The organism is Mesorhizobium sp. WSM4935 (assembly GCF_029625735.1).
In the GTDB taxonomy this organism is placed as follows: Bacteria; Pseudomonadota; Alphaproteobacteria; order Rhizobiales; family Rhizobiaceae; genus Mesorhizobium.
Genome location: NZ_JARTVR010000013.1, coordinates 84,407 through 108,278, shown reverse-complemented (window position 1 = coordinate 108,278; position 23,872 = coordinate 84,407). Strand labels below are relative to the sequence as shown.

General features: G+C 65.0%; 22 protein-coding genes. 9 read left to right on the top strand and 13 right to left on the bottom strand.

The features are described from left to right. Positions 1-2: 2 nt before the first annotated feature. A complete protein-coding gene (locus tag P9273_RS24790) occupies positions 3-638 on the bottom strand; it encodes a LysE family translocator (RefSeq protein ID WP_278051104.1) in 636 nt (211 codons plus the stop codon). A 127-nt stretch (positions 639-765) separates the two neighbouring features. On the opposite strand from P9273_RS24790, the gene P9273_RS24785 reads away from it, so the two are divergent. After that, positions 766-1,467 carry a helix-turn-helix transcriptional regulator gene (locus tag P9273_RS24785; RefSeq protein ID WP_278051103.1) on the top strand — a complete coding sequence of 234 codons (702 nt, stop codon included), beginning with the start codon at positions 766-768 and terminating at the stop codon, positions 1,465-1,467. Between the two features lie 45 nt (positions 1,468-1,512). Here P9273_RS24785 and P9273_RS24780 read toward each other — a convergent pair whose 3' ends face one another. Next, positions 1,513-2,313, bottom strand: coding sequence for a class I SAM-dependent methyltransferase (locus P9273_RS24780; protein ID WP_278051102.1), 801 nt, complete (start codon positions 2,311-2,313; stop codon positions 1,513-1,515). Between the two features lie 178 nt (positions 2,314-2,491). On the opposite strand from P9273_RS24780, the gene P9273_RS24775 reads away from it, so the two are divergent. Beyond that, positions 2,492-3,895 carry an FAD-dependent oxidoreductase gene (locus tag P9273_RS24775; RefSeq protein WP_278051101.1) on the top strand — a complete coding sequence of 468 codons (1,404 nt, stop codon included), beginning with the start codon at positions 2,492-2,494 and terminating at the stop codon, positions 3,893-3,895. A gap of 53 nt (positions 3,896-3,948) precedes the next feature. Here P9273_RS24775 and P9273_RS24770 read toward each other — a convergent pair whose 3' ends face one another. Both P9273_RS24770 and P9273_RS24765 read right to left on the bottom strand, forming a co-directional pair. Continuing rightward, on the bottom strand, positions 3,949-5,034 hold the full coding sequence (locus P9273_RS24770) for an NAD(P)H-dependent flavin oxidoreductase (protein WP_278051100.1): 1,086 nt from the start codon (positions 5,032-5,034) through the stop codon (positions 3,949-3,951). A gap of 65 nt (positions 5,035-5,099) precedes the next feature. Further along, positions 5,100-6,215: a LacI family DNA-binding transcriptional regulator gene (locus P9273_RS24765; protein WP_278051099.1), complete on the bottom strand. Its 1,116-nt coding sequence runs from the start codon at positions 6,213-6,215 to the stop codon at positions 5,100-5,102. Between the two features lie 626 nt (positions 6,216-6,841). Between P9273_RS24765 and P9273_RS24760 the strand changes: the two genes are divergently transcribed. The 7 genes from P9273_RS24760 to P9273_RS24730 all read left to right on the top strand — a co-directional run bounded on the left by P9273_RS24760 (position 6,842) and on the right by P9273_RS24730 (position 13,962). Beyond that, on the top strand, positions 6,842-7,804 hold the full coding sequence (locus P9273_RS24760; RefSeq protein WP_041000004.1) for a sugar-binding protein: 963 nt from the start codon (positions 6,842-6,844) through the stop codon (positions 7,802-7,804). 121 nt (positions 7,805-7,925) lie between these two features. Further along, entirely contained in the window at positions 7,926-9,491 is a 1,566-nt protein-coding gene (locus P9273_RS24755) for a sugar ABC transporter ATP-binding protein (RefSeq protein ID WP_278051098.1), read from the top strand. Continuing rightward, on the top strand, positions 9,488-10,483 hold the full coding sequence (locus P9273_RS24750; protein WP_041000002.1) for an ABC transporter permease: 996 nt from the start codon (positions 9,488-9,490) through the stop codon (positions 10,481-10,483). Before P9273_RS24755 ends, P9273_RS24750 begins: the two co-directional genes overlap by 4 nt. A 192-nt stretch (positions 10,484-10,675) precedes the next feature. Further along, on the top strand, positions 10,676-11,518 hold the full coding sequence (locus tag P9273_RS24745) for a transporter substrate-binding domain-containing protein (protein ID WP_278051097.1): 843 nt from the start codon (positions 10,676-10,678) through the stop codon (positions 11,516-11,518). 141 nt (positions 11,519-11,659) lie between these two features. Then, positions 11,660-12,406 carry an ABC transporter permease gene (locus P9273_RS24740; protein WP_278051096.1) on the top strand — a complete coding sequence of 249 codons (747 nt, stop codon included), beginning with the start codon at positions 11,660-11,662 and terminating at the stop codon, positions 12,404-12,406. A 3-nt stretch (positions 12,407-12,409) separates the two neighbouring features. Beyond that, positions 12,410-13,147: an ABC transporter permease gene (locus P9273_RS24735; protein WP_336619404.1), complete on the top strand. Its 738-nt coding sequence runs from the start codon at positions 12,410-12,412 to the stop codon at positions 13,145-13,147. After that, positions 13,147-13,962: an ABC transporter ATP-binding protein gene (locus tag P9273_RS24730; RefSeq protein WP_278051095.1), complete on the top strand. Its 816-nt coding sequence runs from the start codon at positions 13,147-13,149 to the stop codon at positions 13,960-13,962. The genes P9273_RS24735 and P9273_RS24730 overlap by 1 nt, the downstream gene beginning before the upstream one ends. A gap of 162 nt (positions 13,963-14,124) precedes the next feature. Here P9273_RS24730 and phnN read toward each other — a convergent pair whose 3' ends face one another. The 9 genes from phnN to P9273_RS24685 all read right to left on the bottom strand — a co-directional run bounded on the left by phnN (position 14,125) and on the right by P9273_RS24685 (position 23,828). Continuing rightward, a complete protein-coding gene (gene phnN / locus P9273_RS24725; protein ID WP_278051094.1) occupies positions 14,125-14,751 on the bottom strand; it encodes a phosphonate metabolism protein/1,5-bisphosphokinase (PRPP-forming) PhnN in 627 nt (208 codons plus the stop codon). Beyond that, positions 14,748-15,887 (bottom strand): alpha-D-ribose 1-methylphosphonate 5-triphosphate diphosphatase, encoded by a 1,140-nt coding sequence (locus P9273_RS24720; protein ID WP_278051093.1) that lies wholly within the window; start codon positions 15,885-15,887, stop codon positions 14,748-14,750. The genes phnN and P9273_RS24720 overlap by 4 nt, the downstream gene beginning before the upstream one ends. A gap of 130 nt (positions 15,888-16,017) precedes the next feature. Then, positions 16,018-16,725, bottom strand: coding sequence for a DUF1045 domain-containing protein (locus P9273_RS24715; RefSeq protein WP_040999998.1), 708 nt, complete (start codon positions 16,723-16,725; stop codon positions 16,018-16,020). Positions 16,726-16,959: 234 nt separating this feature from the next. Continuing rightward, positions 16,960-17,772, bottom strand: a complete 813-nt coding sequence (iolB, locus tag P9273_RS24710; protein ID WP_278051092.1) for a 5-deoxy-glucuronate isomerase — start codon at positions 17,770-17,772, stop codon at positions 16,960-16,962. 16 nt (positions 17,773-17,788) lie between these two features. Beyond that, positions 17,789-18,001 carry a DUF3329 domain-containing protein gene (locus tag P9273_RS24705; RefSeq protein ID WP_278051091.1) on the bottom strand — a complete coding sequence of 71 codons (213 nt, stop codon included), beginning with the start codon at positions 17,999-18,001 and terminating at the stop codon, positions 17,789-17,791. Between the two features lie 64 nt (positions 18,002-18,065). Next, positions 18,066-18,980 carry a myo-inosose-2 dehydratase gene (gene iolE / locus P9273_RS24700; protein WP_278051090.1) on the bottom strand — a complete coding sequence of 305 codons (915 nt, stop codon included), beginning with the start codon at positions 18,978-18,980 and terminating at the stop codon, positions 18,066-18,068. 36 nt (positions 18,981-19,016) lie between these two features. Continuing rightward, complete coding sequence (gene iolD, locus P9273_RS24695) at positions 19,017-20,861, bottom strand: 3D-(3,5/4)-trihydroxycyclohexane-1,2-dione acylhydrolase (decyclizing) (RefSeq protein ID WP_278051089.1); 1,845 nt, start codon at positions 20,859-20,861, stop codon at positions 19,017-19,019. Between the two features lie 32 nt (positions 20,862-20,893). Next, complete coding sequence (locus P9273_RS24690) at positions 20,894-22,828, bottom strand: bifunctional 5-dehydro-2-deoxygluconokinase/5-dehydro-2-deoxyphosphogluconate aldolase (RefSeq protein WP_278051088.1); 1,935 nt, start codon at positions 22,826-22,828, stop codon at positions 20,894-20,896. Positions 22,829-22,982: 154 nt separating this feature from the next. Next, positions 22,983-23,828: a MurR/RpiR family transcriptional regulator gene (locus P9273_RS24685; protein ID WP_278051196.1), complete on the bottom strand. Its 846-nt coding sequence runs from the start codon at positions 23,826-23,828 to the stop codon at positions 22,983-22,985. Positions 23,829-23,872: the final 44 nt, after the last annotated feature.

Sequence of the window (23,872 nt, the reverse complement as noted above, 5' to 3'; positions counted from 1 at the left end):
GGTCACGCCGCCCTCAACCCTTCCCAGGCTGTGAAGATCGAAACCGCGAACAGCAAAAGTCCCGCTGCCCGTCCGGCAATGATCGTCGCGCCCGGATTATCGACCAGTAAACTCCGGCTGCGCCCGGCGGTGACGGCGAGCCCGCCATAGATCGCTGCCTGCGTGGCGACCGTCAGCAATCCCATGATTGTCGCCTGCATCCAGATCGGACCGTAAGCCGGCTTCAGGAATTGCGGATAGACGGCGAGGATGAAGAGATAGGCTTTCGGATTGATCAGGCAGGTCACCAGGCCTTGACGAAACGCCTTCCAGGCCGAGCGGCTCCCCGTGGGCCCGTCATCGCCGACGGTGATCGAGCTGCGCATCAGCGAAATGCCAATATAGGCCATGTAAGCAGCGCCGGCGACCAGCAGCGGCGTGAAGAGGATCGGCACGAAATGCATGAGCAACCCGACACCGATCGCGCCGTTCAGCGTGTGCACGGCGCCGCCGAGCATGATGCCGGCGGTCGCCGCCAGGCCCCGGTTGCTGCCGCCGGTCAGCGCATTGGCCAGCACGAACAGCATGTCCATACCCGGAACGGCGATGATGCCGAACAGAAGCGCGAAGAACAGCCAGAGGTTTTCGGCATAGCTCATGTCAGTTGCCTATCGCTTCGGCCGCTAGTGCGGAAAAGGAATCTGTTGCTTTTCAAGCGGCTAGACGGCCCTATAGGTCACCCCAACTGACGGGGATGTGTCAGTTGCTTTCCGGCCGGATGGAAAAATGCGCAAGGCCTCGCGCCTGTTCGAGATCATCCAGATCCTGCGTCTGGCCCGAAGGCCGGTGACCGCGGCGACGATAGCCGGACAACTGGAAGTGACGGTGCGCTCGGTCTACCGCGACATCGCCGCCTTGCAGGCGATGCGCGTGCCAATCGAGGGCGGGCGCGGCATCGGCTACATACTGCGTCCTGGCTTCGACCTGCCGCCGCTGATGTTTTCCATCGAGGAGATGGAGGCGATCGTGCTGTCCTTGGCGCTGCTCGAACGCACCGGCGACGACGAGCTCAAGCAGGCGGCAAAGCGGGTCGGCGCCAAGATCGCCGGCGCGGTGCCGCCGCCCTTGCGGCAGACGCTCGATGCCAATGCGCTGCATGCTTGGGGTTTTGCCGCACCCTCCGCTTCCGCCGTCGACCTTGCGCTGGTCCGCCGCGCCATCCGCGACGAGGAGAAGCTCAGCCTCTCCTATCGCGACGAGGCGGGACGGGCGACCGACCGCATCATCCGCCCGGTCGCGCTGATCTATTATGCCGAGACGGCCAACATCGTCGCCTGGTGCGAGTTGCGCCAGGCCATCCGCAATTTCCGCAGCGACCGCATCGAGGACTGCCGAGCGGCGGGCCTGTGGTTCAAGGGCGAGGGCGACCGGCTGCGGCAGGTATGGGTCGACGGCTGGGAGATCAATGCCGCGGGCGCAGGCAACTGAGGCCTCGCCGGCCCCGCGATGCAGCGCTGCGCGGTCGGCGCGATTTCAAGGCACGATGCCGCGACAGGCCCAGGCGACATTGGCGAAAGATCGCGGCCCATCGGACCGGCCGGCCTGATAGGCATCGCGCACGGCGGCCTCGACGCGCTCCCGCTCGGCCGCATCCAGCGTGGTCATGTATTTGCCGAGCGGGCCTTCGCCGGCGCCGATCGGCGCCCAGAAGTCGTCGAAATCCGCATAGTCCATGCGGATCATCAGCTCGGTCTCGGTAACGTCGGCGAGACCCTGCTCGATAAAGGTCCGCTTCATCTCGCCCGGCTGCATCATCGGCTGGAAGCAATAGCGGCTCCGCATCTGGCGCCCGCTTTCGCTGAGCGCCGCGACGGTGTCGATCATCATGCGCATGCCGGTCATGCCGCCGTAATGGTCCCAGACAACGGCCGCGACCACGCCGCCCGGCCGCACGACGCGGCGCATCTCAGCCACCGCCTTGCCGGCCTCCGGCACGAAGTGCAGCACCAGCAGCGCCAGCGCCCGGTCGAACGCATTGTCCGTGAAAGGCAGCGCGGTGGCGTCCGCCTGGCTGATGGTGACGCGCGGATCGGTGTTCCTCTCCTTCGCCGCCGCGACGAAAACCGGCGAGAAGTCGATGGCCTGGATCTCGGCAAGATCGGCCGATTTCGCCAGTTCGAAGGTCAGGCTGCCGGTGCCGCAGCCGACATCCAGGATTTTTTCGCCGCCGGCCAGACCGGCGAAATCGATAAACAGCGGCGCGAGTCTCTTGCTCCAGCGGCCCATCAGCTGCTCATAGCCGGACGCGGCGTGAACGGTGAAGCTTGATGTCATCCCGCCCTCCCTTCGCTGGTTCCCAGCCTAGACCTAGGCGGGAGCCATGCCAAGCGACGAAAGCAGCGTGATCGCACGCAAGCGTGGAGCGGGTCGGCGCTGGCCGGTCCGGCACGTTGCCGCGAACGTGTGCAGAAGCTAATATAGTGCCCGACCCTCGCGGACATTGGGGGACGGGGTGAGCAAGATCCTGATTTGCGGTGGAGGCGTAATCGGGTTGTGCACGGCGGCCATGCTTGGCCGCGACGGTCATGACGTGACGGTCCTCGAGGCCGATCCGGCGGATCAGCCTTCGAGTTCCGTTCAAGGATGGGACTGGGAGCGCCCCGGCGTCGCGCAATTCAGGCAGCCTCACAACCTCAGCTCGCGTTTTCGGATGGTCGCCGATCAGGAACTGCCCGGGCTGACGGATATATTGCTGCGCGCCGGCTGCGTCTGGATGGACTTTTTCGACCCTCGATCGTTGCCTCCGACAATAACGGACAGGGCGCCCCGCCCGGGCGATGAAGCGATGCGCTTCGTCACCGGCCGGCGGCCGGTGATCGAATGGGCCGTGGCCGAGATGGCGCAAGCGGCGCCCAATGTGACGATCCGGCGGGGGACCAAGGTTCGCGAGCTGATCACGGGCGCGTCGGCCATTCCCGGCGTGCCGCATATTGCGGGCGTTCGTACAACCGCCGGCGAAGAGATCCGCGCCGATCTGGTGATCGACGCGATGGGGCGGCGAAGCCCTGCCTGCGAATGGATCGTCGCGGCGGGAGGCCGAAGCCCGAGCGAGGAAGCCGAGGACAGCAATTTCGTCTATTTCACCCGCTACTTCACGGGCAAGCAGCGGCCGCGCCGAAAGGGCCGCCTGCTCACTCCGATGGGGATGTTCTCCATTCTCACGCTGGACGGAGACAACGACACCTGGTCGGTCACCCTGTTCACTTCCGCGAGAAACAAGGCCATGCGGGCTTTGCGCGATACGGCCACGTTCCACAGTGTCGTCATGGCCTGTCCCATGCAGGCCCACTGGCTTGACGGCGAGCCGATCACACATGTCCTGCTAATGGCGGGCGTTCTCGACCGCTACCGGCGGTTTGTCGTCGACGGCCAGCCTGTCGTCACCGGGTTTGCGGCTGTGGCCGACGCCTGGGCCTGCACCAATCCGTCTGCCGGGCGGGGCTTGAGCGTCGGTCTTGTGCACGCGCAGGTGCTCAGGAACGTCGCTCGCCGGCATATCGACGACCCTGCCGAGTTCTCGCGAGAATACGATGCCGAGACCGAGCGCCAGGTCGGCCCGTTCTATCGCAACCAGATCGCCGCCGACCGTGCCCGGATCGCGGAGATGAACGCTCTGGCGGACGGCCTTCCTGTTCCGCCGCCGAATCCGGTCATGGCCCGGCTTTTCGCCGCCGCAAGCGAGGATGCCGAGGTGTTTCGCGGCGTGATCGAGATCGCCATGTGCGTTTCGCTGCCGCAGGACGTCGTCGCCAGGCCGCATATCGCGGCAAAACTGGCCGAGATGGACGGTCGCCCCTTGCCGCCGAATACCGGCATTATCGATCGCGACCGGATGGCATCCCTGCTTGCAGGGTGATCTTCGCAATCCAGGCTGGAACCATCGGAGGCGCCAACGACCGGAGACTTCGCTCAAGCAGGCGTCGTTTTGCCGGCCGAGAGGGCTTCGAATATCTCACCTGTTTCGGCCACGAGCGTCCGCATCAATTCGCCCGCGGGAAGCTCCCTGTTCAGCGCCGCCGCCTGACCATAGAGATGAAAGGCGAAATCTCCCTTTGCCCCGGCGTCGCCGAGCGGAGCGCTGAGCGCGACCATTTGCGGGAAGTCCGGAAGGGGCGTCCTGGTCTCCCCCATCTCCAGGGCATAGCGGGTGCGCCTCGCCCGCGCCGCGCGACCGGTGAAGGCATCGGTGACCATCGTGTCCATGTCGCTCGCGGCGCGGATCAGGGCGCGGCGCGGTGCGTCCGTGCCGGCTTCGTCGCAGGACAAAAAGCCGGTGCCGATCTGCACGCCGCTGGCGCCAAGCGCGAAAGCCGCCGCTATGCCGCGGCCGTCTGCGATGCCTCCCGCGGCAATGACCGGCAGTTCGACGGCGTCGACGACCTGGGGGACCAGCGCCATCGTGCCGACGCCGTCGCCGGGACCATTGGGGACATGCGAGCCCCGGTGGCCGCCCGCCTCCCAGCCCTGGGCGATGACCGCGTCGGCCCCGCCGTCGGCGAGCTTGCGCGCCTCGGCGACATTCGTCGCGGTGCCGATGATCGCGATCCCGGCCTGCTTCAGCCTGCCGATGGCAGCCGCATCCGGAATGCCGAAATGGAAGCTCACGACCGGCGGGCGGATCTCGAGCAGCAGTTCAAGCTTTTCCTCGTCGAAACCCGGTCCGATCGGCGGGAGCCTCCGCGAGGGTTCGTCGAGCGACAGCTCCTCGTAGTAGGGCCGCAACCTGTCGATGACCGCGGTCAGCACGGCGTCGCTGGTATCGGGTCTGGGAAAGACAAAGAAATTGAGGTTGAAGGGCCGCTCGGTCGAGGCGCGCATCTGGCGCGCCACGTTGCGCAGGCCATCCGGCAGCATCGATGCGCAGCCGAGCGACCCGAGCCCACCGGCATTGCTCACTGCGGCGGCGAGCTGCGGCGTCGCCGAGCCGGCCATCGGAGCCTGGATGATCGGATGCTCGATCTTCAAGAGATCGCATAAACGGCGGTTCGGCCACATGAGCGTTTTTTCCTGTCCGGGACGGGACACACTCGCGCCTATCATAAGCCTGTCTCAGGGCCGGGTCACCGCAATTGTGCGGGCACGCTCCCCACGCTCTCCCTTTCCACCAGCGGGCATTCCAGCTTGGTGATGGGATACCGGCCGCGGCCGGGCGTCGGTGGCGTTTCGAGCTGCTCGATCGCCCATTGGCCCATCGCCAGATGTGGCAGGATGGAAGTGGTCAGCGGCGGGAAGAGATGGCGGGCGATCTCCTCGTCGTCATAGCCGACCACCGAAATGTCCTGCGGGATATGCAGGCCGGCTTCCTTCAGCGCCTCGTAGCAGCCGATCGCGGTGCGGTCGTTCTGGCAGAAGATCGCGGTCGGCCGCTCCTTGAGCCCGAGCAGCTTGACCGTCGCGGCATAGCCGGCGCTGGCCGACCAGTCGCCCTCGACCACCAGCTCGGGATCGAACGGGATATCGGCGGAGGCCAAAGCGCGGCGATAGCCCTTGAGCCGGTCTTGCGCGGCCTGCATCCACGGTTCGCCGGTGATTGTGGCGATGCGGCGATGGCCGTGGGCGATCAGATGCCTTGTCGCGCTCTGGCCGCCGGCGATCTCGGAGGGAACCACGGCCGGGAAGGCATAATCGGCGGTGTAGCAGTTGAGCAGGATGACCGGTATGTCGAGGCTGTAGAGGAAATCCGGCGCCGCGATCTCGCGGGTGAAGATGGTCATGTAGATCAGCGCCGAGATGCCGCGCCGCGTCAGCGCCTGGACGGCGCGCGGCTCCATCACCGCGTCGCCCATGGTCTGCGCCACCAGAAGCACGTTGCCGGCATTCCACGAAGCCTGGCGCGCGCCCTCGATGGCGACCACCGCCTCGGGGCTGGTGGCGAGCTGGTCGACCGCGAAGCCGATGACGCCGTCGAGGCCCTCGAACGGCGTCACCGGCGGTCGGAGCGCCGAAAAGACCGGCGGCGCATAGCCCAGCGCCCGCGCCGCCTCGATCACCCGGTCGCGGGTTTGCTGCGACAGCCTGATGCCCGGCGAGTTGTTGAGCACGAACGATACCGTCGCCTGCGAGCAGCCGGCGGCGCGTGCAATGTCGGTCATGGTGACGCGCCCCTTGGGCTTGGCCGCCGGCTTGCGGCGCCTGGAAGCCCCCGGAGAATCGCTGAGTTCCGTCGGTTCGCTCATGATCGTTTCCCAAACCCAGCCGGCTCTAAAGCAAAGGCCGACGACAGCGGCAAGATGGTCGGGCCGGTGCGTTCATCGAGCTTGCAGCTGACTAATATATATTAGCAGACGCAACATGCAAGTCGCGGGCGGCGCCGCGTCGCGACGAAACCAGTCGGACAAGGTCAATAATGCTGACGAATCGGGTATTTTCCGTGCGGTTGCGAGCCTTGCCGCCCTCGCTCTTCACACTCCCAGCGCGTTCTTCGCTCAGCGTCTCCTCCGCTCGAGAGCGCGCGCCTGGCCTCATAACTAATAGTCTTTACTAATAGCGGTTAGCGTTCTACTGTCAACTCGTCGTGACCGTCCGGGCTTCCGTTCGGTGGCGTCAGGTGCGGAAGGACGCTCGCTCGAAACGGCGGCATCGCCGATCCGGGGCTTGCGTCCATCCTCACGAAAATGTCAGACAAATCGGACTATTTACGAACGCCGCATGAGTGTCTAGTGTCTCAACCGCGGCCGGATCGGCACCGTTCTTAAGTCGGCGGACCTTTGCGCCGCACCCTTGAGGAGGAGGGTTGTCCGGGCCGCAGCCGAGACATCGGCGACGAGCTCTACAAGGCAAGTTCTACAAGGGAGGTTGAACTATGAAATCCATGATCCGTAATGCATCTGTCGCCGCGGCAGCACTGCTCATCGGGCTTGCAGCCACGGCAGTAGCCCGGGCGGACGACAAGCCGACGCTGGCCTTCGTCGTCAACGGCGCGTCGGACTTCTGGAAGGCGGCGGAAGCCGGCGTGAAGAAGGCCCAGGGCGAATTGCCCGACTATAATCTCGAGCTCAAATATCCGGAACAGTCCTCGGTCGCCATCCAGCAGCGGCTGATGGACGATCTGGTGACGGCCGGCGTCAAGGGCATCATGGTCTCGGCCGTCGATCCCAAGACCTCGACTGAGGGGCTGAACAAGATCGCGTCGGAAACCGCGCTGTTCACCACCGACTCCGATGCGCCGCAGACCAAGCGCGTCGCCTATATCGGCTCCTCCAACGTCGATGCCGGCAAGCAGGCGGCCGAGATCGCCAAAAAGGCGATGCCGAACGGCGGCAAGTGCCTGGGCTTCGTCGGCCTGCTCGGCGCCGACAACGCCAAGGAGCGCATCCAGGGCATGAAGGACGGTCTCGCCGGCAGCAAGATCGAGCTGGTCGACGTGCGCGGCGACGACATCGATCAGGCGCGCGCCAAGAAGAATGTCGAGGACGCGCTGGTCGCCAGCCCCGACATCACCTGCATGGTCGGCTTCTACTCCTACAACACGCCGCGCATCTATGAAGCGCTGCGCGACGCCGGCAAGCTCGGCCAGATCACCGTCGTCGGCTTCGACGACGATCCGATCACGCTGGGCGGCGTCAAGGAAGGCACCGTCGCCGCCACCGTGGTGCAGCAGCCCTTCGAATGGGCCTATCAGGGCATGAAGCTGATGGCTGCCTACCTCAAGGGTGACAAGTCGGGCATCCCGGAGAACCACCTGATCATCATCCCGACCAAGATCATCGGCAAGGATGACGTCGACGCCTACGCTGCCAACCTGAAGGCGATGCAGGGCAAATAAGCCCAAAACAGTCGCGCCGGCTCAAGCGTCCGCCTTGAGCCGGCGTTCGTATTGACGGACCTGCCAAGGCCCGTCAGTCTGTGGCTACCGGCTGTTGCCCCGTGCGGTAAACTTAGGCGCGATGACCTCTACCGACACCACTCAACCGATCACCGCTCCATTCCTGAGTCTGGATGCCGTGCGCAAAACCTATCCGGGCGTTGTCGCGCTGGACAGGTTCTCGATGGAGGTCCGGCCCGGCGAGGTCATCGGACTTGTCGGTGAAAACGGCGCCGGCAAATCGACGCTGATGAAGATCCTCGGCGGCGTGACGCGGCCGGACAGCGGCACCATCACCGTCGATGGCGCAGCGCATGACGGGCTTACCGTCGAGCAGAGCATCGGCTCCGGCATCGCCTTCGTGCACCAGGAATTGAACCTCTTCGAAAACCTCGACGTCGCCGCCAACATCTTCTTCGGCCGCGAGCCACTGCGCGCCGGGCCGCTGAGGCTGGTCGACCGCGCCAGGCTGCGCGAGATGGTGGCGCCGCTCTTGAAGCGCGTCGGCGCCAATTTCTCGGCCGACACCCCGGTGGCGTCGCTGTCGCTTGCCCAGCAGCAGATGGTCGAGATCGCCAAGGCGTTGTCGATCAAGGCCCGCCTCGTGATCCTCGACGAACCGACCTCCAGCCTGCCGATCGCCGAGACCGAAAAGCTGCTCGACGTCATCAAGGGGCTGAAGGCGGAAGGCATCAGCGTCATCTTCATCTCGCACCGGCTGCATGAGATCGAGCGCGTCGCCGACAGGGTCGTGGTGCTGCGCGACGGCACGCTGGCCGGCACGCTGGCGAAGAGCCAGATCAACCACGACGAGATGGTCAGGCTGATGATCGGCCGCATGCTGAAGGAACGCGAGAAGGCCGGCGAAGCCGCCCGCGCGCCGGGCAGCGTGGCGCTGTCTGCCGAAGCGATCCGCACCAGCACCTATCCGGACCGGCCGGTCAGCATCGAATTGAGGCGGGCAGAGATCCTCGGCCTCGCGGGCCTTGTCGGCTCCGGCCGCACGGAGCTCGCCCGCGTCCTGTTCGGCATCGACGAACGGTTGGCCGGCAGCGTCACGCTCGACGGCAAGCCGCTGAATGTAACATCGGCCGCCGACGCGGTGGCGAACGGCATCTTCCTCGTGCCGGAAGACCGCAAGCTGACCGGCATACTGCTTGACCTTTCGATCGCGCAGAACATATCGCTGCCCAACCTGCCGGCGCATGCCAGGCGCTCGCTGGTCTCGACCGGCGCCGAGCTCGCGACGGCCGAAAAGCAGAAGAAGAACCTCGGCATCAAGGCGCCGTCGGTGCTCACCCGCACCGGCACGCTGTCGGGCGGCAATCAGCAGAAGGTGGTCCTGGCCAAATGGCTGGCCATGAACCCCAAGGTGATGATCCTGGACGAGCCGACGCGTGGCATCGACATCGGCGCCAAGGCCGAGATCTACGGACTGATGCGGGCGCTGGCCGATGCCGGCGTCGCCGTGCTGATGATCTCCAGCGACATGGAGGAGGTGATCGGCGTGTCGGACCGCATCGCGGTCATGCATGAGGGGCAGCTCTCCGGCATTCTCGACAAGCAAGATTTCAGCCAGGAGAACGTGCTCTTGCTGGCGGTCGGCAAGAAGCCGAAATTGCTGCAAGCGGCGGGAGGAGTGCAATGAGCAAGAAGGATCTCGGCCTGCTGATCCTGATCCTTGTGGTCGGTGCGGTGGTGACGGCCATCAATCCGCGCTTCCTGTCGGCGATCAACCTCGCCAACACCTCCAACCTTGTCGCGCTATTCGGCATCCTCTCGATCGGCCAGGCCTTCGTCATCATCACCGGCGGCATCGAATTGTCGGTCGGCTCCCTGATCGCGCTGCTCGGCACGCTGTTCATCGATTTCATCGCGGTGCGCGAGTTGGACTGGCCGCTGGCCTTCGTGGTCATCATCATGCTCGGCGCGGTCATCGGCTTCGTGCATGGCTGGCTGATCACAAGGCTCAAATTGCAGCCCTTCGTGGTGACGCTGTGCGGCTTGCTCATCTATCGCGGCGTGGCGCGCTTCTACACCGCCGACGGCACGGCGGGCTTCGCCTTCGGGCAGAATTTCCCGACGCTCGAATTCCTGACCGCCGGCCGCTCCTACGGGCTGCCGAACTCCTTCATCGCGCTGATCGTCATCGCCATCGTCATGTGGGTGGTGCTGCACCGCTCGGTGTTCGGCCGTTATCTCTACGCCATCGGCAAAAACGAGGAAGCGGCGAAATATTCCGGCATCCGCACGGGCCGGGTGATCATCGCTGCCTATGTCATCTGCGGCGTGCTGACCGCGCTGTCGGCGATCTATTTCGCCATGTACACGCGCTCGATCTCGCCGGCGAGCCACGGCCAGTTCTACGAGCTCTATGCCATCGCCGCGGCGGTGCTGGGCGGCTTCTCGCTGCGCGGCGGCGAGGGCTCGCTGTTCGGCGTCGTCCTCGGCACCGTGCTGCTGCAGGAGCTGCAGAACCTCGTCAATCTGCTCGGCATTCCCTCATCGCTTAACTTCGCGGTGATGGGCGGCGTGATCCTGATCGGCGTCCTGGTCGACCAGCAATGGGGCGTATTCCGCGCCCGGCGCCGGATGATCGAGGCGACGCGCCGCAATGTCGCCGGCGCGCCGGCGGAATAGCTCACTCTTCCGTCCACGCCCGGCCCCGGCTCCGATTGGATCGATGCTCGCGGTTGAGCCGCCGGGCAAGTCCGGATTCGTGGACGAACTGCAACAACGCGTGAAGCGGAAAACAGCCCCTTGTCGCAGAATCGGGGCTGGGCTAAGCAAATAGTATCCGAGGGTTCCAAGAAAAAATTGGGAGAAAGTACCGTGACATCATCACGTTGGATCGCGCTCGCCGCGCTGGCGTTGACCTGCTCGACCCCGGCGATGGCCAAGGACTGGAAGACCGTCACCGTCGCCATGGAGGGCTCCTACGCTCCTTGGAATCAGACGGATGCCAGCGGCAAGATCGTCGGCTTCGAGGTGGACATCCTGAACGACGTCTGCGCCCGCGCGAAGCTCGAATGCAAGATCGTCGCTCAGGATTGGGACGGCGTCATTCCCGGCCTCACGGCAGGCAAGTTCGACATCGTCATGGACGGCATGTCGATCACCGAGGAACGCATGAAAACGATTGACTTCTCGATCCCCTATGCCTCCTCGCCGGTGGCCTTCCTTGCCGACAAGAACGGCCCGCTGGCCAACCTGTCCAACAAAGGCAAGATGATCGATCTGTCGAAGGACGACGCCGAATCCAAGGCGGCGCTCGACACGCTGCGCAAGGAACTCACCGGCAAGAATATCGGGCTGCAGGTGTCGACCACGGAGGCAACCTTTGCCGACAAATATCTCAAGGACGTCGCCAACGTCCGTGAATATAAGACCACCGACGAGCACGACCTCGACCTGATGGCGGGCCGCATCGACGTGGCCTTCGCCGACACCACCTATTTCCTCGGCACGCTGGCCAAGCCCGATGCCAAGGACCTCGAATTCGTCGGCCCGCAATTCAAGGGTGGTCCGATCCTCGGGCCGGGCATCGGCGCCGCTTTCCGCAAGACCGACAAGGACTTGCAGGACATCTACAACAAGGCGCTCAAGGCCGCGCTCGACGACGGCTCGGTGTCGAAATACTCCATGCAGTGGTTCAAGATCGACATTACCAAGTAATGTCGCAACGGGAGCAGCCAAGGCTGCTCCCGTTTTGCATTGAGTGCATGTTGCTCAAAAAGCAGAGCGGTTTTGGGCGAACGACACGCATCAAAGGCAGGCAACCGTCGATGCCTATCTCGGCGCCCGCAGGAGCCGTAAGTGGAGTTTCTCAACGATCTCAAGGACCAGGCATCGACGGCCTATGAGCTGCTGGCCGCCGGCTGGGGCGTGCAACTGCTCTGGGGCATAGGCTGGACGCTGGCCGTCACCGTCGTCTCGATGCTGATTGGTGCCACGCTTGGGTCGCTGGTGGCGGCTGCCAAGCTTTCGCATCGTGGCGGATTGAGATTTATCGGCGAGAGCTACACCACCGTCTTCCGCGGCGAACCGGAACTTTTGATTATCTACCTATTCTACTATGGCGGCACCCAGGTTCTGACCAGCGTGGCGAGGTCGACCGGATCGATCGGCTCGACCGACATCCTGAACATGCCGAGCTTCCTGGGCGGCGTGCTTGCGGTCGGTATCATTTCCGGCGCCTACCAGGCCGAGGTTTTTCGCGGGTCGTTCCTGGCCATTCACCGCGGCGAGCTGGAAGCGGCCCGCGCCTACGGCATGTCGGCCTGGCTGCGGTTTCGCCTCGTGATCATGCCGCAGGTCCTGCGCCTCGCGGTGCCGGGGCTGGGCAATGTCTGGCAGTTGACCATCAAGGATTCGGCGCTGATCTCGGTCACGGGCGTCGCCGAGCTGATGCTCACGGCCAACAAGGCCGCGCGCTCGACGCATCATTCGCTGCTTTTCTACACGCTCGCCGGCATCCTTTACCTGGTGATGACGTCGATCTCGACGCCGATCTTCGACCGGGCCGAGCGCTACACCTCGCGCAGTTTCACGCGGCCGAAGTGAGAGGTGGCGGTGGAGTTTGATTTCTATCTTTCGACCATATGGAGCGTGCTCAAGGCGCTGCCGCTGACGCTCGAGATCTGGTTCTTCGGCATCGCCTTCGGGCTCGTCATCGCCACCGGCCTGACCTGGCTGCGGGCTTCCGGCTACAAATTGGGCGAATATTTCACCCGCGCCTATGTCTTCGTCTTCCGCGGCTCGCCGCTCTTGGTGCAGCTCTACCTGATCTATTTCGGGCTCTCGCAGTTCGATTTCGTCCGCCACAGCCCGATCCTGTGGCCGATCCTGCGCGATCCGATGTATTGCACGATCGTCGCCATGGCCTTGAACACAGCCGCCTATGAGAGCGAGATTTTCCGCGGCGCACTGCGGGCGGTGCCGGTCGGCCAGATCGAGGCGGCCAAGGCGTTCGGCATGTCGGCCTTCACCCGTTTTCGCCTCGTCACGCTGCCGATCGCGCTGCGGCTCGCCTTGCCGGCCTATTCAACCGAGATCATCCTGATGACCAAGGCGACCGCGCTCGCCTCCGTGGTCACCATCATGGAGATGATGGGAACGGCGCAGAAGATCCAGCACGACACGTTCCGGCCGATCGAGGTGCTGACCTGCGCCGGCGTGATCTACCTGCTGCTCAATCTGTCGATCGCCCGGCTGTTTGCCTGGGTCGAATACCGGCTGTCGCCGCATCTGCGTCCCCCGCCCGAGCAGAGCCGGCTCGTCAAACCCGTCCCGGAGGTGTTGTGATGCCGGCAAATGTCGCTGCTGCCACGAAAGCGGCACCGTCCTCCGGCGAGACGCCCGCCATCAGCGTCAAGGACCTGCGCAAGTGCTTTGGCGATCACGAGGTGCTCAAGGGCATTTCGCTCGAAGCGCACAAGGGCGATGTGATTTCCATCCTCGGCTCCTCGGGCTCCGGCAAGAGCACGATGCTGCGCTGTATCAACCTGCTGGAGACCCCGGATTCCGGCGAAGTGCGGGTGGATGGCGAGCTCATCAAGATGAAGCGCGGTCGCGACGGCCACCAGATGCCGGCCGACATCCGCCAGGTGGAGCGGATCCGCGCCAACCTCGCCATGGTTTTCCAGAGCTTCAATCTCTGGTCGCATATGACGGTGCTGGAAAACCTCGTCGCCGCGCCGACACATGTGCTGAAACGTCCGCGCGCCGAGTGCCTGGAACAGGCCGAAGCCTTGCTGAAGCGCGTCGGCATATGGGAGCGCCGCAACTACTATCCGCCGCACATGTCGGGCGGCCAGCAGCAGCGCGCGGCAATCGCCCGCGCCCTGGCGATGAACCCCAAGGTGATGCTCTTCGACGAGCCGACCTCCGCGCTCGATCCGGAATTGGTCGGCGAGGTGCTGCGCGTCATGCGCTCGCTCGCCGAGGAAGGACGCACCATGCTGGTCGTCACCCACGAAATGGGATTTGCCCGCGACGTCTCGAGCAAGGTGATGTTCCTGCACAAGGGCGAAGTGGATTCGGTCGGCGAGCCGAAAGAAATGTTCGCCAGGCCGCCGACGCCGCAGTTCAAGCAGTTCATCGCCAACTTCAACAAGTGAAGACGGACATTGCTCGGCGCCAAGATGTGCCGAGATTCAGGCCGGGCCGAGCCGAAAGTGGTGGCTTCCGAGAACCGGAGCGGAGCGTACTTATGTACGTGAGCACCGGAAGCGCAGGGAGCCGCCGCTTGCAGGCCGGCCTCACCTGAATATCAGCACATCTTAGATCATGTCCGACAGGTCCGAGAACGCCATCGCCTTGCGCAGCACTTCGGCAAAGCGTTCGCCGGCGATTTCCTTGTCGCCGCTGTTGTCGATCGAGGTCACGTCCGGTCCCGTCAGCTTGACACTGGTGCTGCGCGCCAGGCGGGCAAGCACCTCGCCGCGCGATTCGCGGCCGCGCGCGGCCAGCCGCTCGGCGAGGATCTCCGGCGCCGCCGTGATCTCGACAACGGCCAGATTGGCGTAGCGCTCGCGCAGCGCCGGGATCACCGCGCGGGACACGTTGGCGACCGCAACATGGCCGTTCGCCACGGCCCAGTCGACCTCGGCCGGCAGGCCGTAGCGCAGGCCATGCGCATCCCAGCACAACGAGAAGGCGCCGTCGGCCTCCGCTTCGGCGAAGGCGGCATCGGCCAGCGTGTCGTGATCCTCGCTTGCCGTATCGCTCGGCCTAGTGATGACGCGGCGCACGAATTCCAGCCGCGTCTCGCCGGCAAAGCGCGCTTTGGCGTAGGCAATCAGCGTATCCTTGCCGGCACCGCTTGGGCCGACCACCGCGACGAAGACGCCGTGGCGGATCGGCAGGTTCTCGGCCAGCTCGCGCTCGATGAGGGCCGAGACCATCATGCGACCCGGCTGCCCTGGCGCCACACCGTGCGCACGACCGGCACATGGTCGTCCACGCGCACGCGCACGAGGTCGGCACGGCGGCCCGGCTCGATAACGCCGCGGTCGGTGAGGCCGACCGCCTCGGCCGGGTTCTTCGACACCATGGCGACCGCTTGCGGCAGCGAAATCCCTTCGACGACATCGCCGAGGAAGAAGGCCGACTGGATCAGGCTGAAGGGGATGTAGTCTGAGGACAGGATGTCGAGCAGGCCGTCGGCGGCAAGCGTGCGCGCCGAGACATTGCCGGAATGCGAGGCGCCGCGCATGACGTTCGGCGCGCCCATCAGCACGCCGAGGCCCGCCGCCTTCGAGGCCTTGGCCGCTTCTTCCGTCGTCGGGAACTCGGCGACGCGCACGCCCTGCTCGACCGCTTCGTCGACATGGCCGGCGGTTGCATCGTCGTGGCTCGCCAGCACGATGCCGCGCTCATGGCAGGCGGCCGAGATGAAGACACGGTTCGGACCGGAATTGCGGGCCGATTCCGCCATCCGCTTCTCGCAGAATTTCTGGAAATCGCGGTCGGTCAGCTTCAGCTTGCGCTGGTAGTAATAGGCATAGGTCTCAAGATTGACGAACTGGCGCTGTCCAGGCGCATGGTCCATCAGCGAGGCGAGCTTCACCCGCTCGTCGGTCTCGAAATTGGCGAAGGCCTCGAGGCAATCGGGTGCGGAAACCTCGCAGCGCAGGTGGATGAAATGGTCAGCTCTAAGCCGATCCTGCTTGACGCTGTCCTCGATCGCGTCGGCCAGCTTGCGCACATCGTCGGATTTCAGGTCGGCGTCCTCGTCCATGCCGACGCGCAAGGCGTCGAGCACGGTGGTGATGCCGGCCGTCGCGACCTGCGCGTCATGGGCGAGCACGGCGGCGATCGGGTTCCAGCGCACTTTCGGACGCGGCGCGTAATGGCCTTCGAGATGGTCGGTGTGCAGCTCGACAAGGCCCGGGATGATGTAGTCTCCGCTCATGTCCTCGCCGGTGCGGGCGGCCCCCGGCTCGATGGCGGCAATCTGGCCGTCGCGCAACAGAAGCGAGCCCTCGACGATTTCGTCGGGCAGCACGATGCGGGCATTGGTGAGAACGGTTTCGGCGGTCATCTCGGGCGGTCCTATCTCGAACGGTCGGCGATCAAATCAGAGCAATTCCAGGAAAAGTGCTTTGCGGTTTTCCGTCCGGAATTGCGTAAAAACTAAAGACAGGGCGGTTCAGCGTTTCCGCTGATCCGCCCTAGGCGGTTTTGCGGGCCGGGCCGCGGCCAAGCGCATGGTGGGAAAGCACCATGAACGGGGCGCCGGGCTCGCTTTCGACGAACAATGTCAGCGCATCCACCGGCACCGGCTGCCGCAGCACATCGGCAAACAGGCCATCGATCGCAGCACGCAGACGTGGGCTTTCCTCCGGCCCGACGCGCCCCGACAGCGTCATGTGGAAGCGGAATGTGTCGAAGACGTAAGGATAGCCCCATTGGCAGAGGTTGCGGAACTCGTCGGGCTTCAGCGCATCGGGGCTGCGGCGTTCGATCTCGGCCTCGGTCAGCGGCGCGCGGAACCGATCGAAGGCGCGAACCACCTCGCCGGCGAAATCGTTGAGCGGCGCGAACTGCGTTTCCGGCACCAGCGCGAAGAAGCCGTCGATCTGGCCGACGACTAGACGCGGGATAACGACCGGCGGCGTCGCCTCGGCGAAACTGTCGAGCGCGGCGCGCAGCGAGGCTTCCGTCTCGTTTGGCGCCAGCCGGAACGGCGCCTTCAGCGTGGCATGGAACCCGTAACGCCTGGCGGAGGCGGTGTGGAAGGCGACTTCCGCGGCCGACAGATCGCCCACGGCCTCCACCGGCCGCGTCGCCGCGCCGAACGGGTCGCGGCCCAGCCAGTTGGCGGCAATGCGCGCCAGCTGCTCGTCCTGCCCCGGGGTGTAGTAGATGGCGTAGCGCATCGGCGTTCCTCGTCAAGCGCGCTGCGCCCCGAAGGATCATGCGACGCGCTTCAAGTCATTGTTTCGGCAAGTCGTGGACCCAAAAACGCCGGAGCGCTTGCGGCGACATGCACCGGAACCGCTGCCATAGGTGATTTCCATGACGGATTGACGAAGCTTTCATGGGTTTTCGAAGGCAAGTCCAGCACAGAGCTCGTTAGCCGACGATTTTTCCGGACTGGACCAATCCGCCGGTCAGGCCTTCATCAGCCATTCATGCTCGGCCGCGTTGTGGAATTTCCACGTCCGCTTCGGTCCGGCCATGACGTTGAGGTAATAGAGGTCGTAGCCGTGGCATGCCGCGCAGGGGTGGTAGCCCTTGGGCACCAGCACGACATCGCCGTCCTCGATCGCCATCGCTTCGTCCAGCTCGCGCACGCCGTTGCGGTCGGCATCGGTGTAGACGCGCTGGAAGGCAAAGCCCTGCGGCGGGTTGAGGCGATGGTAATAGGTCTCCTCGAGATAGGATTCGGCCGGGAGATTGTCCTGGTCGTGCTTGTGCGGCGGATAGCTCGACGTGTGGCCGCCGGGCGTGATCACCTCGACCACCAGCAGCGAATCCGCCGGTTTGCCCTCGGGCAGGATGTTGGTGACATAGCGCGTGTTGGTGCCCTTGCCTCGCACCTCCTGGCCGAGATCGTCAGGTCCGATGACGCGGACGGGAAGGCCGCCGTTTAAGCCCGGCGCCGAGCAGACGGCGAGCTCCAGCTCGGTGTCGGCGGTCACCGACCAGTCGGTGCCTTGCGGCACATAGACCGACCACGGCTTGCCCTCGAAGGGCGACATGCGCTCGCCCAGCAGGCCGAGGTCCTTGCCGCCGGCCGAGACCTTGCCCTTGCCGGTGACGAAGACGAGGCAAACCTCGCGCTCGCCCGTCTTGCCCGACGCCATCTCGCCCGCTTTCAGCCGATGCAGATCGAAACCGACATAGGTCCAGCCGGCGCTCTGTGGCGTGACGTGGGCGACGTGGCCATGGCCCTTGTCGGCCTTGACGAGAAGTTTCGACATGCTGGCCTCCTTTGGATCATTCCTTCGGCTCGGCCGGAGGCTTCGTCTCCTCGGCCGGCCTGTAGAGATAGAAAAACTGCCACACGGCGTAGCCGGCGAAGCCGAGCGCGATGACGCCCCAGAACGGCGTGCCGGACGCAAACTCGATCACCGACCAAACAAGGCAGACCGCCACGACGGCGATGCGGCGCCAAAGTGGCCGGAAGAAGGGGTGCTCATAGTCTTTCATCACGCCAATCCAGGATTTTGCCCAAGCGCACCAGATAGACCGGGCGCCCCGACTAATCCACTGTTCAGGCCGGAAAGCCTTGCGTCGCCACCGTATAGCCGGCGGCCGTCATCACCCGCATCAGCTCCTTATGGCCGACCTGAGCCATCCTGAGCGGCGGGTTCTTCTTCGGGTCCTGCTCCGCTTCCACCACGAACCAGCCTTCATAGCCGTAGTCGGCGAAGCGCTGGACGATGGCGCCGAAGTCGAGCGAGCCGTCGCCCGGCACGGTGAAGGCGCCGAGCGCCACGGCATCGAGGAAGGACTGTTTCGAGCGGTCCAGCCCGTCGATCACACCCATGCGCACATCCTTCACATGGACGTGGTTGATGCGCTTGTGGTGTTTGTCGATGGCGCGCAGCACGTCGCCGCCGGCTAAGGCCAGATGGCCAGCGTCGAGCAAAAGCGGAATGCCTTCGCCGGAGTTGCGCATGAAGGCGTCGAGCTCCGGCTCGGTCTCGACCACCGCCGCCATGTGGTGGTGGTAGGAAAGCGGCATGCCCTGCTCGGCGCACCATTCGCCGAATTCGGTGACGCGCCGGCCATAGGCCCTCATCTCGTCGTCTGAAAGCTTCGGCTTGGTGGCCAGAGGCTTGGAGCGGTCGCCCTGGATGGAGCGACCGACCTCGCCATAGACGATGCAGGGCGCGTCGACCGCCTTGAACAGGTCGATCATCGGCTGGATGCGGTCCTTGTTCTTCGCCAAATCCTCGTCGACCAGCGTGCCGGAGAACCAGCCGCCGCAAAGCGTCACGTCCGCCTCCTTCAGGATCGGCAGCATCACCTTCGGGTCGTTGGGGAAGCGGCGGCCCATCTCCATGCCGGTGAAGCCGGCCGAGCGCGACTGGCGCAGGCATTCCTCCAGCGACACGTCATCGCTCAGCTCCACGAGATCGTCGTTCCACCACGCGATGGGGGACATGCCCAGTTTGGCTTTCAAGTCGTCACTCCAATGTCGGTTCGTTGTGAGGCCGGTTCAGCCCTGGCGGCTGCCCACGGCTTCCTCATATTTCTTGCGCGCGGCATTGACCTGCGGCCTCGACGAGACCTCCGGCACGGCGACATCCCACCAATGGCCGCCGGCCTCGGTCGAGACGAGCGGGTCGGTGTCAATGACCAGCACGGTGGTCTTGTCGTTCTTCTTCGCCTTGGCCAACGCCGTTTCCAGTTCGGCGATCGACGCCACCTTCTCGGCGACGGCACCTAAGCTTGCCGCATGCGCGGCGAAGTCGACATCGGGCATCACCTCGTGGCGCGCGTCCTTGAGCAGATTGTTGAAGTTGGCGCCGCCGGTCGCCATCTGCAGCCGGTTGATGCAGCCGAAGCCCCGATTGTCGAGGAGCACGATAGTGAGCTTTAGGCCAAGCATCACCGAGGTGGCGATCTCGGAATTGAGCATCAAATAGGAGCCGTCGCCGACCATGACGACTACCTCCTGGTCGGGCTTCGCCATCTTCACGCCGAGGCCCCCGGCGATCTCGTAGCCCATGGTCGAGAAGCCGTATTCAGCATGGTAGGAGCCCGGCGCGCCCGCCTGCCAGAGCTTGTGCAATTCGCCGGGCAGCCCGCCCGCGGCATGCAGCAAGGTGACGCCCGAGCCCATCGCGCGCTGGACCGCGCCGATCACCTGCGCGTCGGACGGATAGGCTGCGTTGGTCGAGGCCGTTACCTTGGCGGCGGCGGCCTGCCACTCCGTCTTGCCCTTCAGCGCATTGTCGGTCCAGGCGCTCGGCGCCTTCCAGCCCTTCAGCGCGGCACCCAGTTCGGAAAGTCCTTCGGCCGCATCTGCGACCAGCGGCAGCGCCCAGTGCTTGCCTGCGTCGAAGACCTGGGTATTGAGCCCGATGATGGTGCGGCCGGCATTCTTGAACAGCGCCCAGGAGCCGGTGGTGAAGTCCTGCAGCCTGGTGCCGACGGCAAGCACGACGTCCGCCTCCTCAGCCAGCCGGTTGGCGGCGGAGGTGCCGGTGACGCCGACGGCGGCCATGTTGAGCGGATGATCGTCGGGCAGCGAGGATTTGCCGCCCTGCGTTTCGCAGACCGGAATGCCGGCGCCCTGCACCAGTTTCGCCAGTTCGCCGGAAGCCTGCGAGTAGAGGACGCCGCCGCCGGCGATCACCAGCGGCTTCTTGGCATTCTTCAGTGCCGCGACGGCCGCGGCCAGCTCATTGCGGTCCGGGCGCAGCCGGCGCGGCGTCCAGACGCGCTCGGCAAACAGGCTTTCGGGATAATCATAGGCCTCGGCCTGCACGTCCTGGCACAGTGAAAGCGTCACCGGGCCGCATTCGGCGGGATCGGTCAGCACCTGCATGGCGCGGTTGAGCGCCGGGATGATCTGCTCCGGGCGCGCGATGCGGTCGAAATAGCGCGACACAGGGCGGAAGCAGTCGTTGACGCTCGCCGTGCCGTCGGAGAAGTCCTCGGCCTGCTGCAGCACGGGATCGGGCAGCCGGTTGGCGAAGACATCGCCCGGCAAGAACAGGGCGGGCAACCGGTTCACATGCGCGAGTGCCGCCGCCGTCACCATGTTCAGCGCGCCGGGGCCGATCGAAGAAGTCGCGGCCATGAAGCGGCGGCGAAAATTGGCCTTGCCATAGGCGATCGCCGCATGCGCCATCGCTTGCTCGTTATGGGCGCGGAAAGTCGGCAATTCGTCGCGGACCTGGTAGAGCGCCTCGCCGATGCCGGCGACATTGCCATGGCCGAAGATCGCCCAGACGCCGCCGAAGATCGGCACCGTCTTGCCGTCGATCTCGGTCATTTGCCGGCTGAGAAAGCGGGTCAGCGCCTGCGCCATGGTCAGGCGGATTGTCTTGCTCATGGTGTTTCCTCCGCAATCCTTCGCCGGTCTTGTTATGCGGCCTTGCGGCCGCGCGCGGCAAGCCACGCCTCGGTCAGCTGCTCGAAACGCGCCGCCATGTCGGCCACCGCCTCGTCATCCGACATTCGGCCGGCCAACCATTGTTCGGCGGCGTTGACGAAGATGGTGCGACCGACGGCAAATCCCTTGACGATCGGCGCGTTGGCGGTTGCCGCGAAGGCCGCCACCAGCTCGTCCTGCGGCGCCTCCAGCCCGAGCAGCACGACGCCGCGGCACCACGGATCGTTCCTGACGATCACCTGTTCGATCTTTGCCCAGGCGCCTGCGGAAGCCTGCGGCTCGAGCTTCCACCAGTCCGGCTTGATGCCCAGCGCATAGAGCTCTTCCAGCGCGCGCGGAATGGTGGTGTCGTCGAGCTTGCCGTGCTTGCCGGCGATGATCTCGACCAGCAGCTCCCGGCCGACTTTCCGCGCCGCCTCGAACAGCGCCCGCAGCTTCTGCTGCTGCTCGCTCTTCAGCGCTTCCGGGTCGTCCGGATGATAGAAGCACAGGCATTTGATGCAGTGGTCGACCGGCCATTCGGCGAGCTGCGAGCCGATATCCTGTGAGAATTCGAAGCGCAGCGGCCGCGACCCTGGCAATTCGACCGGCCGGCCGAGCCAGGCGAAGGGATGGCGGGCGAATTCGAACATCGCGTCGCGGCCATATTTCTCGTCGATCAGCATGCCGTAGCCGTCGCGGCCGGCGGCGACCTTTGCCGCCGCTTTGACGGTCAGCACCTTGAAATCGGGGATGCGCGCAATATCGCCGCCGACCTTGGCGGCAACGTCTTCGAGCTGGACGCGATGGTCGCAGGCTAAAGCCATCAGCGAGGGAATGTCGCGCCTGCGCGTCGTCGCCCAATGAATGTGGTTGATCGCCTCGTCCTTGCGCAGCGCCAGGTGCTTGCTGCCCTGCTTCAGGAAGAACTGCAGCTCCTCGAAGGTCGGATATTCCGGCGCGCAGAGCAGGCGCGACACGGCGAAGGCGCCGCAGGCATTGGCCCAGGTCGCGGCGGTGGCAAAGCTTTCGCCGCCCAGCCAGCCGCGCAGGAAACCGGACATGAAGGCGTCGCCGGCGCCGAGCACATTGTAGATCTCGATCGGAAAACCCCTGCCGACGATGCCGTCCTCGAGATCGTCGCTGATTGGCCCGTCATAGACGATGCAGCCCTTGGCGCCGCGCTTCAGCACGATGGTCGCCGAAGAAATCCCGCGGATCGTCTTCAGCGCGCTCAGGCAATCGTCGGCGCCCGAAGCGATCATGATCTCTTCCTCGGTGCCGACGATGAGATCGCAGTCCGGCAGCACCGTCTTCAGCTGTGCCGAGACGCGGTCGGATTTGACATAGCGCTCGAAACCCTCGGCATGGCCGGCAAGGCCCCAGAGGTTCGGGCGATAGTCGATATCGAACACCACCTTGCCGCCCTTGGCCTTCATCAGTCGGATCGCCTTGCGCTGCGCGGCATCGGAATTGGGCCGCGAGAAATGCGTGCCGGTAACGACCACCGAGCGGGCCGAAGCGATGAAGGCCTCGTCGATATCCTCTTCGGCCAGCGCCATATCCGCGCAGTCGGAGCGGTAAAAGATCATCGGCGAGACGCCTTCGCTCTCGACCGAAAGTAAGACCAGCGCAGTCAGCCGTTCCTTGTCGGTCTTCAGTCCGTCGACCGAGACGCCTTCGCGCCGAAGCTGTTCGCGGATGAAGCGGCCCATCTGCTCGTCGCCGACCCGGGTGAGAAGCGCCGAGCGCAGGCCGAGCCTTGCCGTGCCGACGGAAATATTGGCCGGGCAGCCGCCGACCGACTTGGCGAAAGAGGTGATGTCCTCCAGCCGCGAGCCGATCTGCTGGCCGTAGAGATCGACCGAAGCGCGGCCGATGGTGATGACGTCGAGCGGCGGGTATTTCCCTTCCACGGCTTCGCCCATTCGAACCTCCCATCGGCCTTGTTGTGCAGAGCAGCGTCGTTTTGGACAGCGCGCGCCGGCGATGGCGTGGTGTCGTCAATATGAAATATTAATTCCAATCTACAGTCAATATGGAATGAGCGTTCCCAAGCCGAAAAGCGCTTCTCGGCGAGGCTCAGCCCTTGCGCCGCCGCCCAGCTTCGCGGCGCTTCTCACCCACGGCGACGGTCAGCGCCATTGCCAGCGCCATCGTCGCCGAGATTGAGCGGAAGCCACCGAAATCGGCCTCGGCGACCTCGAACCAGACCTTGGCGAATTGCGCCAGCGGCGAGAAGGACGAGTCGGTGATCGCCACGATCGGCACCCCTTGCTCGGCGATCGAGCGCGTCTCCTCGATGGTCGCCGGCGCGTAAGGCGAAAAGCTGATGGCGATGACGGCGTCGCGCGGCGTGGCGAAGCCGATCATCTCGGCGTTGAGCCCCGCGGCCGATTCCACCAGCTGGTTGCGGATCTTGAGCTTGCCCAGCGCATAGGCGATGTAGGACGCGACCGGATAGGACCGGCGCTTGGCCAGCACATAGATGGTCTCGGCCTTCGCCAAAAGCGCCACAGCCTCCTCGAAATGCGCATCGTTGAGCGAGCGCGAAATGTCTCCCAGCGAGGTGCTGGCGGCGGCGACGAAGCCGTCGAAGATAGCCCGATGGCCGCCGCCTTCCTCGGCCTTGGCGCGCAGCGCCGCCAGCCGCTCGTCATAGGAGGAATTGCGCTCACGCAGGCGCTCGCGGAAAACCTGTTGCAGGCTGGTGAAGCCGTCGAAGCCGAGTTGCTGGGCGAAGCGGATCAACGTCGAGGGCTGCACGCCGGCCGAAGCGGCAATGCTCGCCGCCGTTCCGAAGGCGATGTCGTCGGGATTGTCGAGCGCATAGGCGGCGATTTGCGCGATGCGCTTCGGCAGGCTCGCGCGCCGGTCCAGGATCGTCGCGCGCAGCGTTTCGAAATCACGAGGCAGCCGTTCGTCCATCGTCGCTCCGTCCGCGCGCATATGCTTTGTCCCTCTCCTGCCTC

What these genes read in the sequence shown, in the direction of transcription:
- P9273_RS24730 (WP_278051095.1), top strand. Translation starts at nt 13,147, where the DNA reads ATGCCGGCAAATGTCGCTGCTGCCACGAAAGCGGCACCGTCCTCCGGC.
- P9273_RS24780 (WP_278051102.1), bottom strand. Translation starts at nt 2,313, where the DNA reads ATGACATCAAGCTTCACCGTTCACGCCGCGTCCGGCTATGAGCAGCTG.
- P9273_RS24790 (WP_278051104.1), bottom strand. Translation starts at nt 638, where the DNA reads ATGAGCTATGCCGAAAACCTCTGGCTGTTCTTCGCGCTTCTGTTCGGC.
- P9273_RS24760 (WP_041000004.1), top strand. Translation starts at nt 6,842, where the DNA reads ATGAAATCCATGATCCGTAATGCATCTGTCGCCGCGGCAGCACTGCTC.
- P9273_RS24705 (WP_278051091.1), bottom strand. Translation starts at nt 18,001, where the DNA reads ATGAAAGACTATGAGCACCCCTTCTTCCGGCCACTTTGGCGCCGCATC.
- P9273_RS24765 (WP_278051099.1), bottom strand. Translation starts at nt 6,215, where the DNA reads ATGAGCGAACCGACGGAACTCAGCGATTCTCCGGGGGCTTCCAGGCGC.
- P9273_RS24690 (WP_278051088.1), bottom strand. Translation starts at nt 22,828, where the DNA reads ATGGGCGAAGCCGTGGAAGGGAAATACCCGCCGCTCGACGTCATCACC.
- P9273_RS24715 (WP_040999998.1), bottom strand. Translation starts at nt 16,725, where the DNA reads ATGCGCTACGCCATCTACTACACCCCGGGGCAGGACGAGCAGCTGGCG.
- P9273_RS24755 (WP_278051098.1), top strand. Translation starts at nt 7,926, where the DNA reads ATGACCTCTACCGACACCACTCAACCGATCACCGCTCCATTCCTGAGT.
- P9273_RS24685 (WP_278051196.1), bottom strand. Translation starts at nt 23,828, where the DNA reads ATGGACGAACGGCTGCCTCGTGATTTCGAAACGCTGCGCGCGACGATC.
- iolD (WP_278051089.1), bottom strand. Translation starts at nt 20,861, where the DNA reads ATGAGCAAGACAATCCGCCTGACCATGGCGCAGGCGCTGACCCGCTTT.
- P9273_RS24720 (WP_278051093.1), bottom strand. Translation starts at nt 15,887, where the DNA reads ATGACCGCCGAAACCGTTCTCACCAATGCCCGCATCGTGCTGCCCGAC.
- P9273_RS24785 (WP_278051103.1), top strand. Translation starts at nt 766, where the DNA reads ATGCGCAAGGCCTCGCGCCTGTTCGAGATCATCCAGATCCTGCGTCTG.
- P9273_RS24750 (WP_041000002.1), top strand. Translation starts at nt 9,488, where the DNA reads ATGAGCAAGAAGGATCTCGGCCTGCTGATCCTGATCCTTGTGGTCGGT.
- iolB (WP_278051092.1), bottom strand. Translation starts at nt 17,772, where the DNA reads ATGTCGAAACTTCTCGTCAAGGCCGACAAGGGCCATGGCCACGTCGCC.
- P9273_RS24770 (WP_278051100.1), bottom strand. Translation starts at nt 5,034, where the DNA reads ATGTGGCCGAACCGCCGTTTATGCGATCTCTTGAAGATCGAGCATCCG.
- phnN (WP_278051094.1), bottom strand. Translation starts at nt 14,751, where the DNA reads ATGATGGTCTCGGCCCTCATCGAGCGCGAGCTGGCCGAGAACCTGCCG.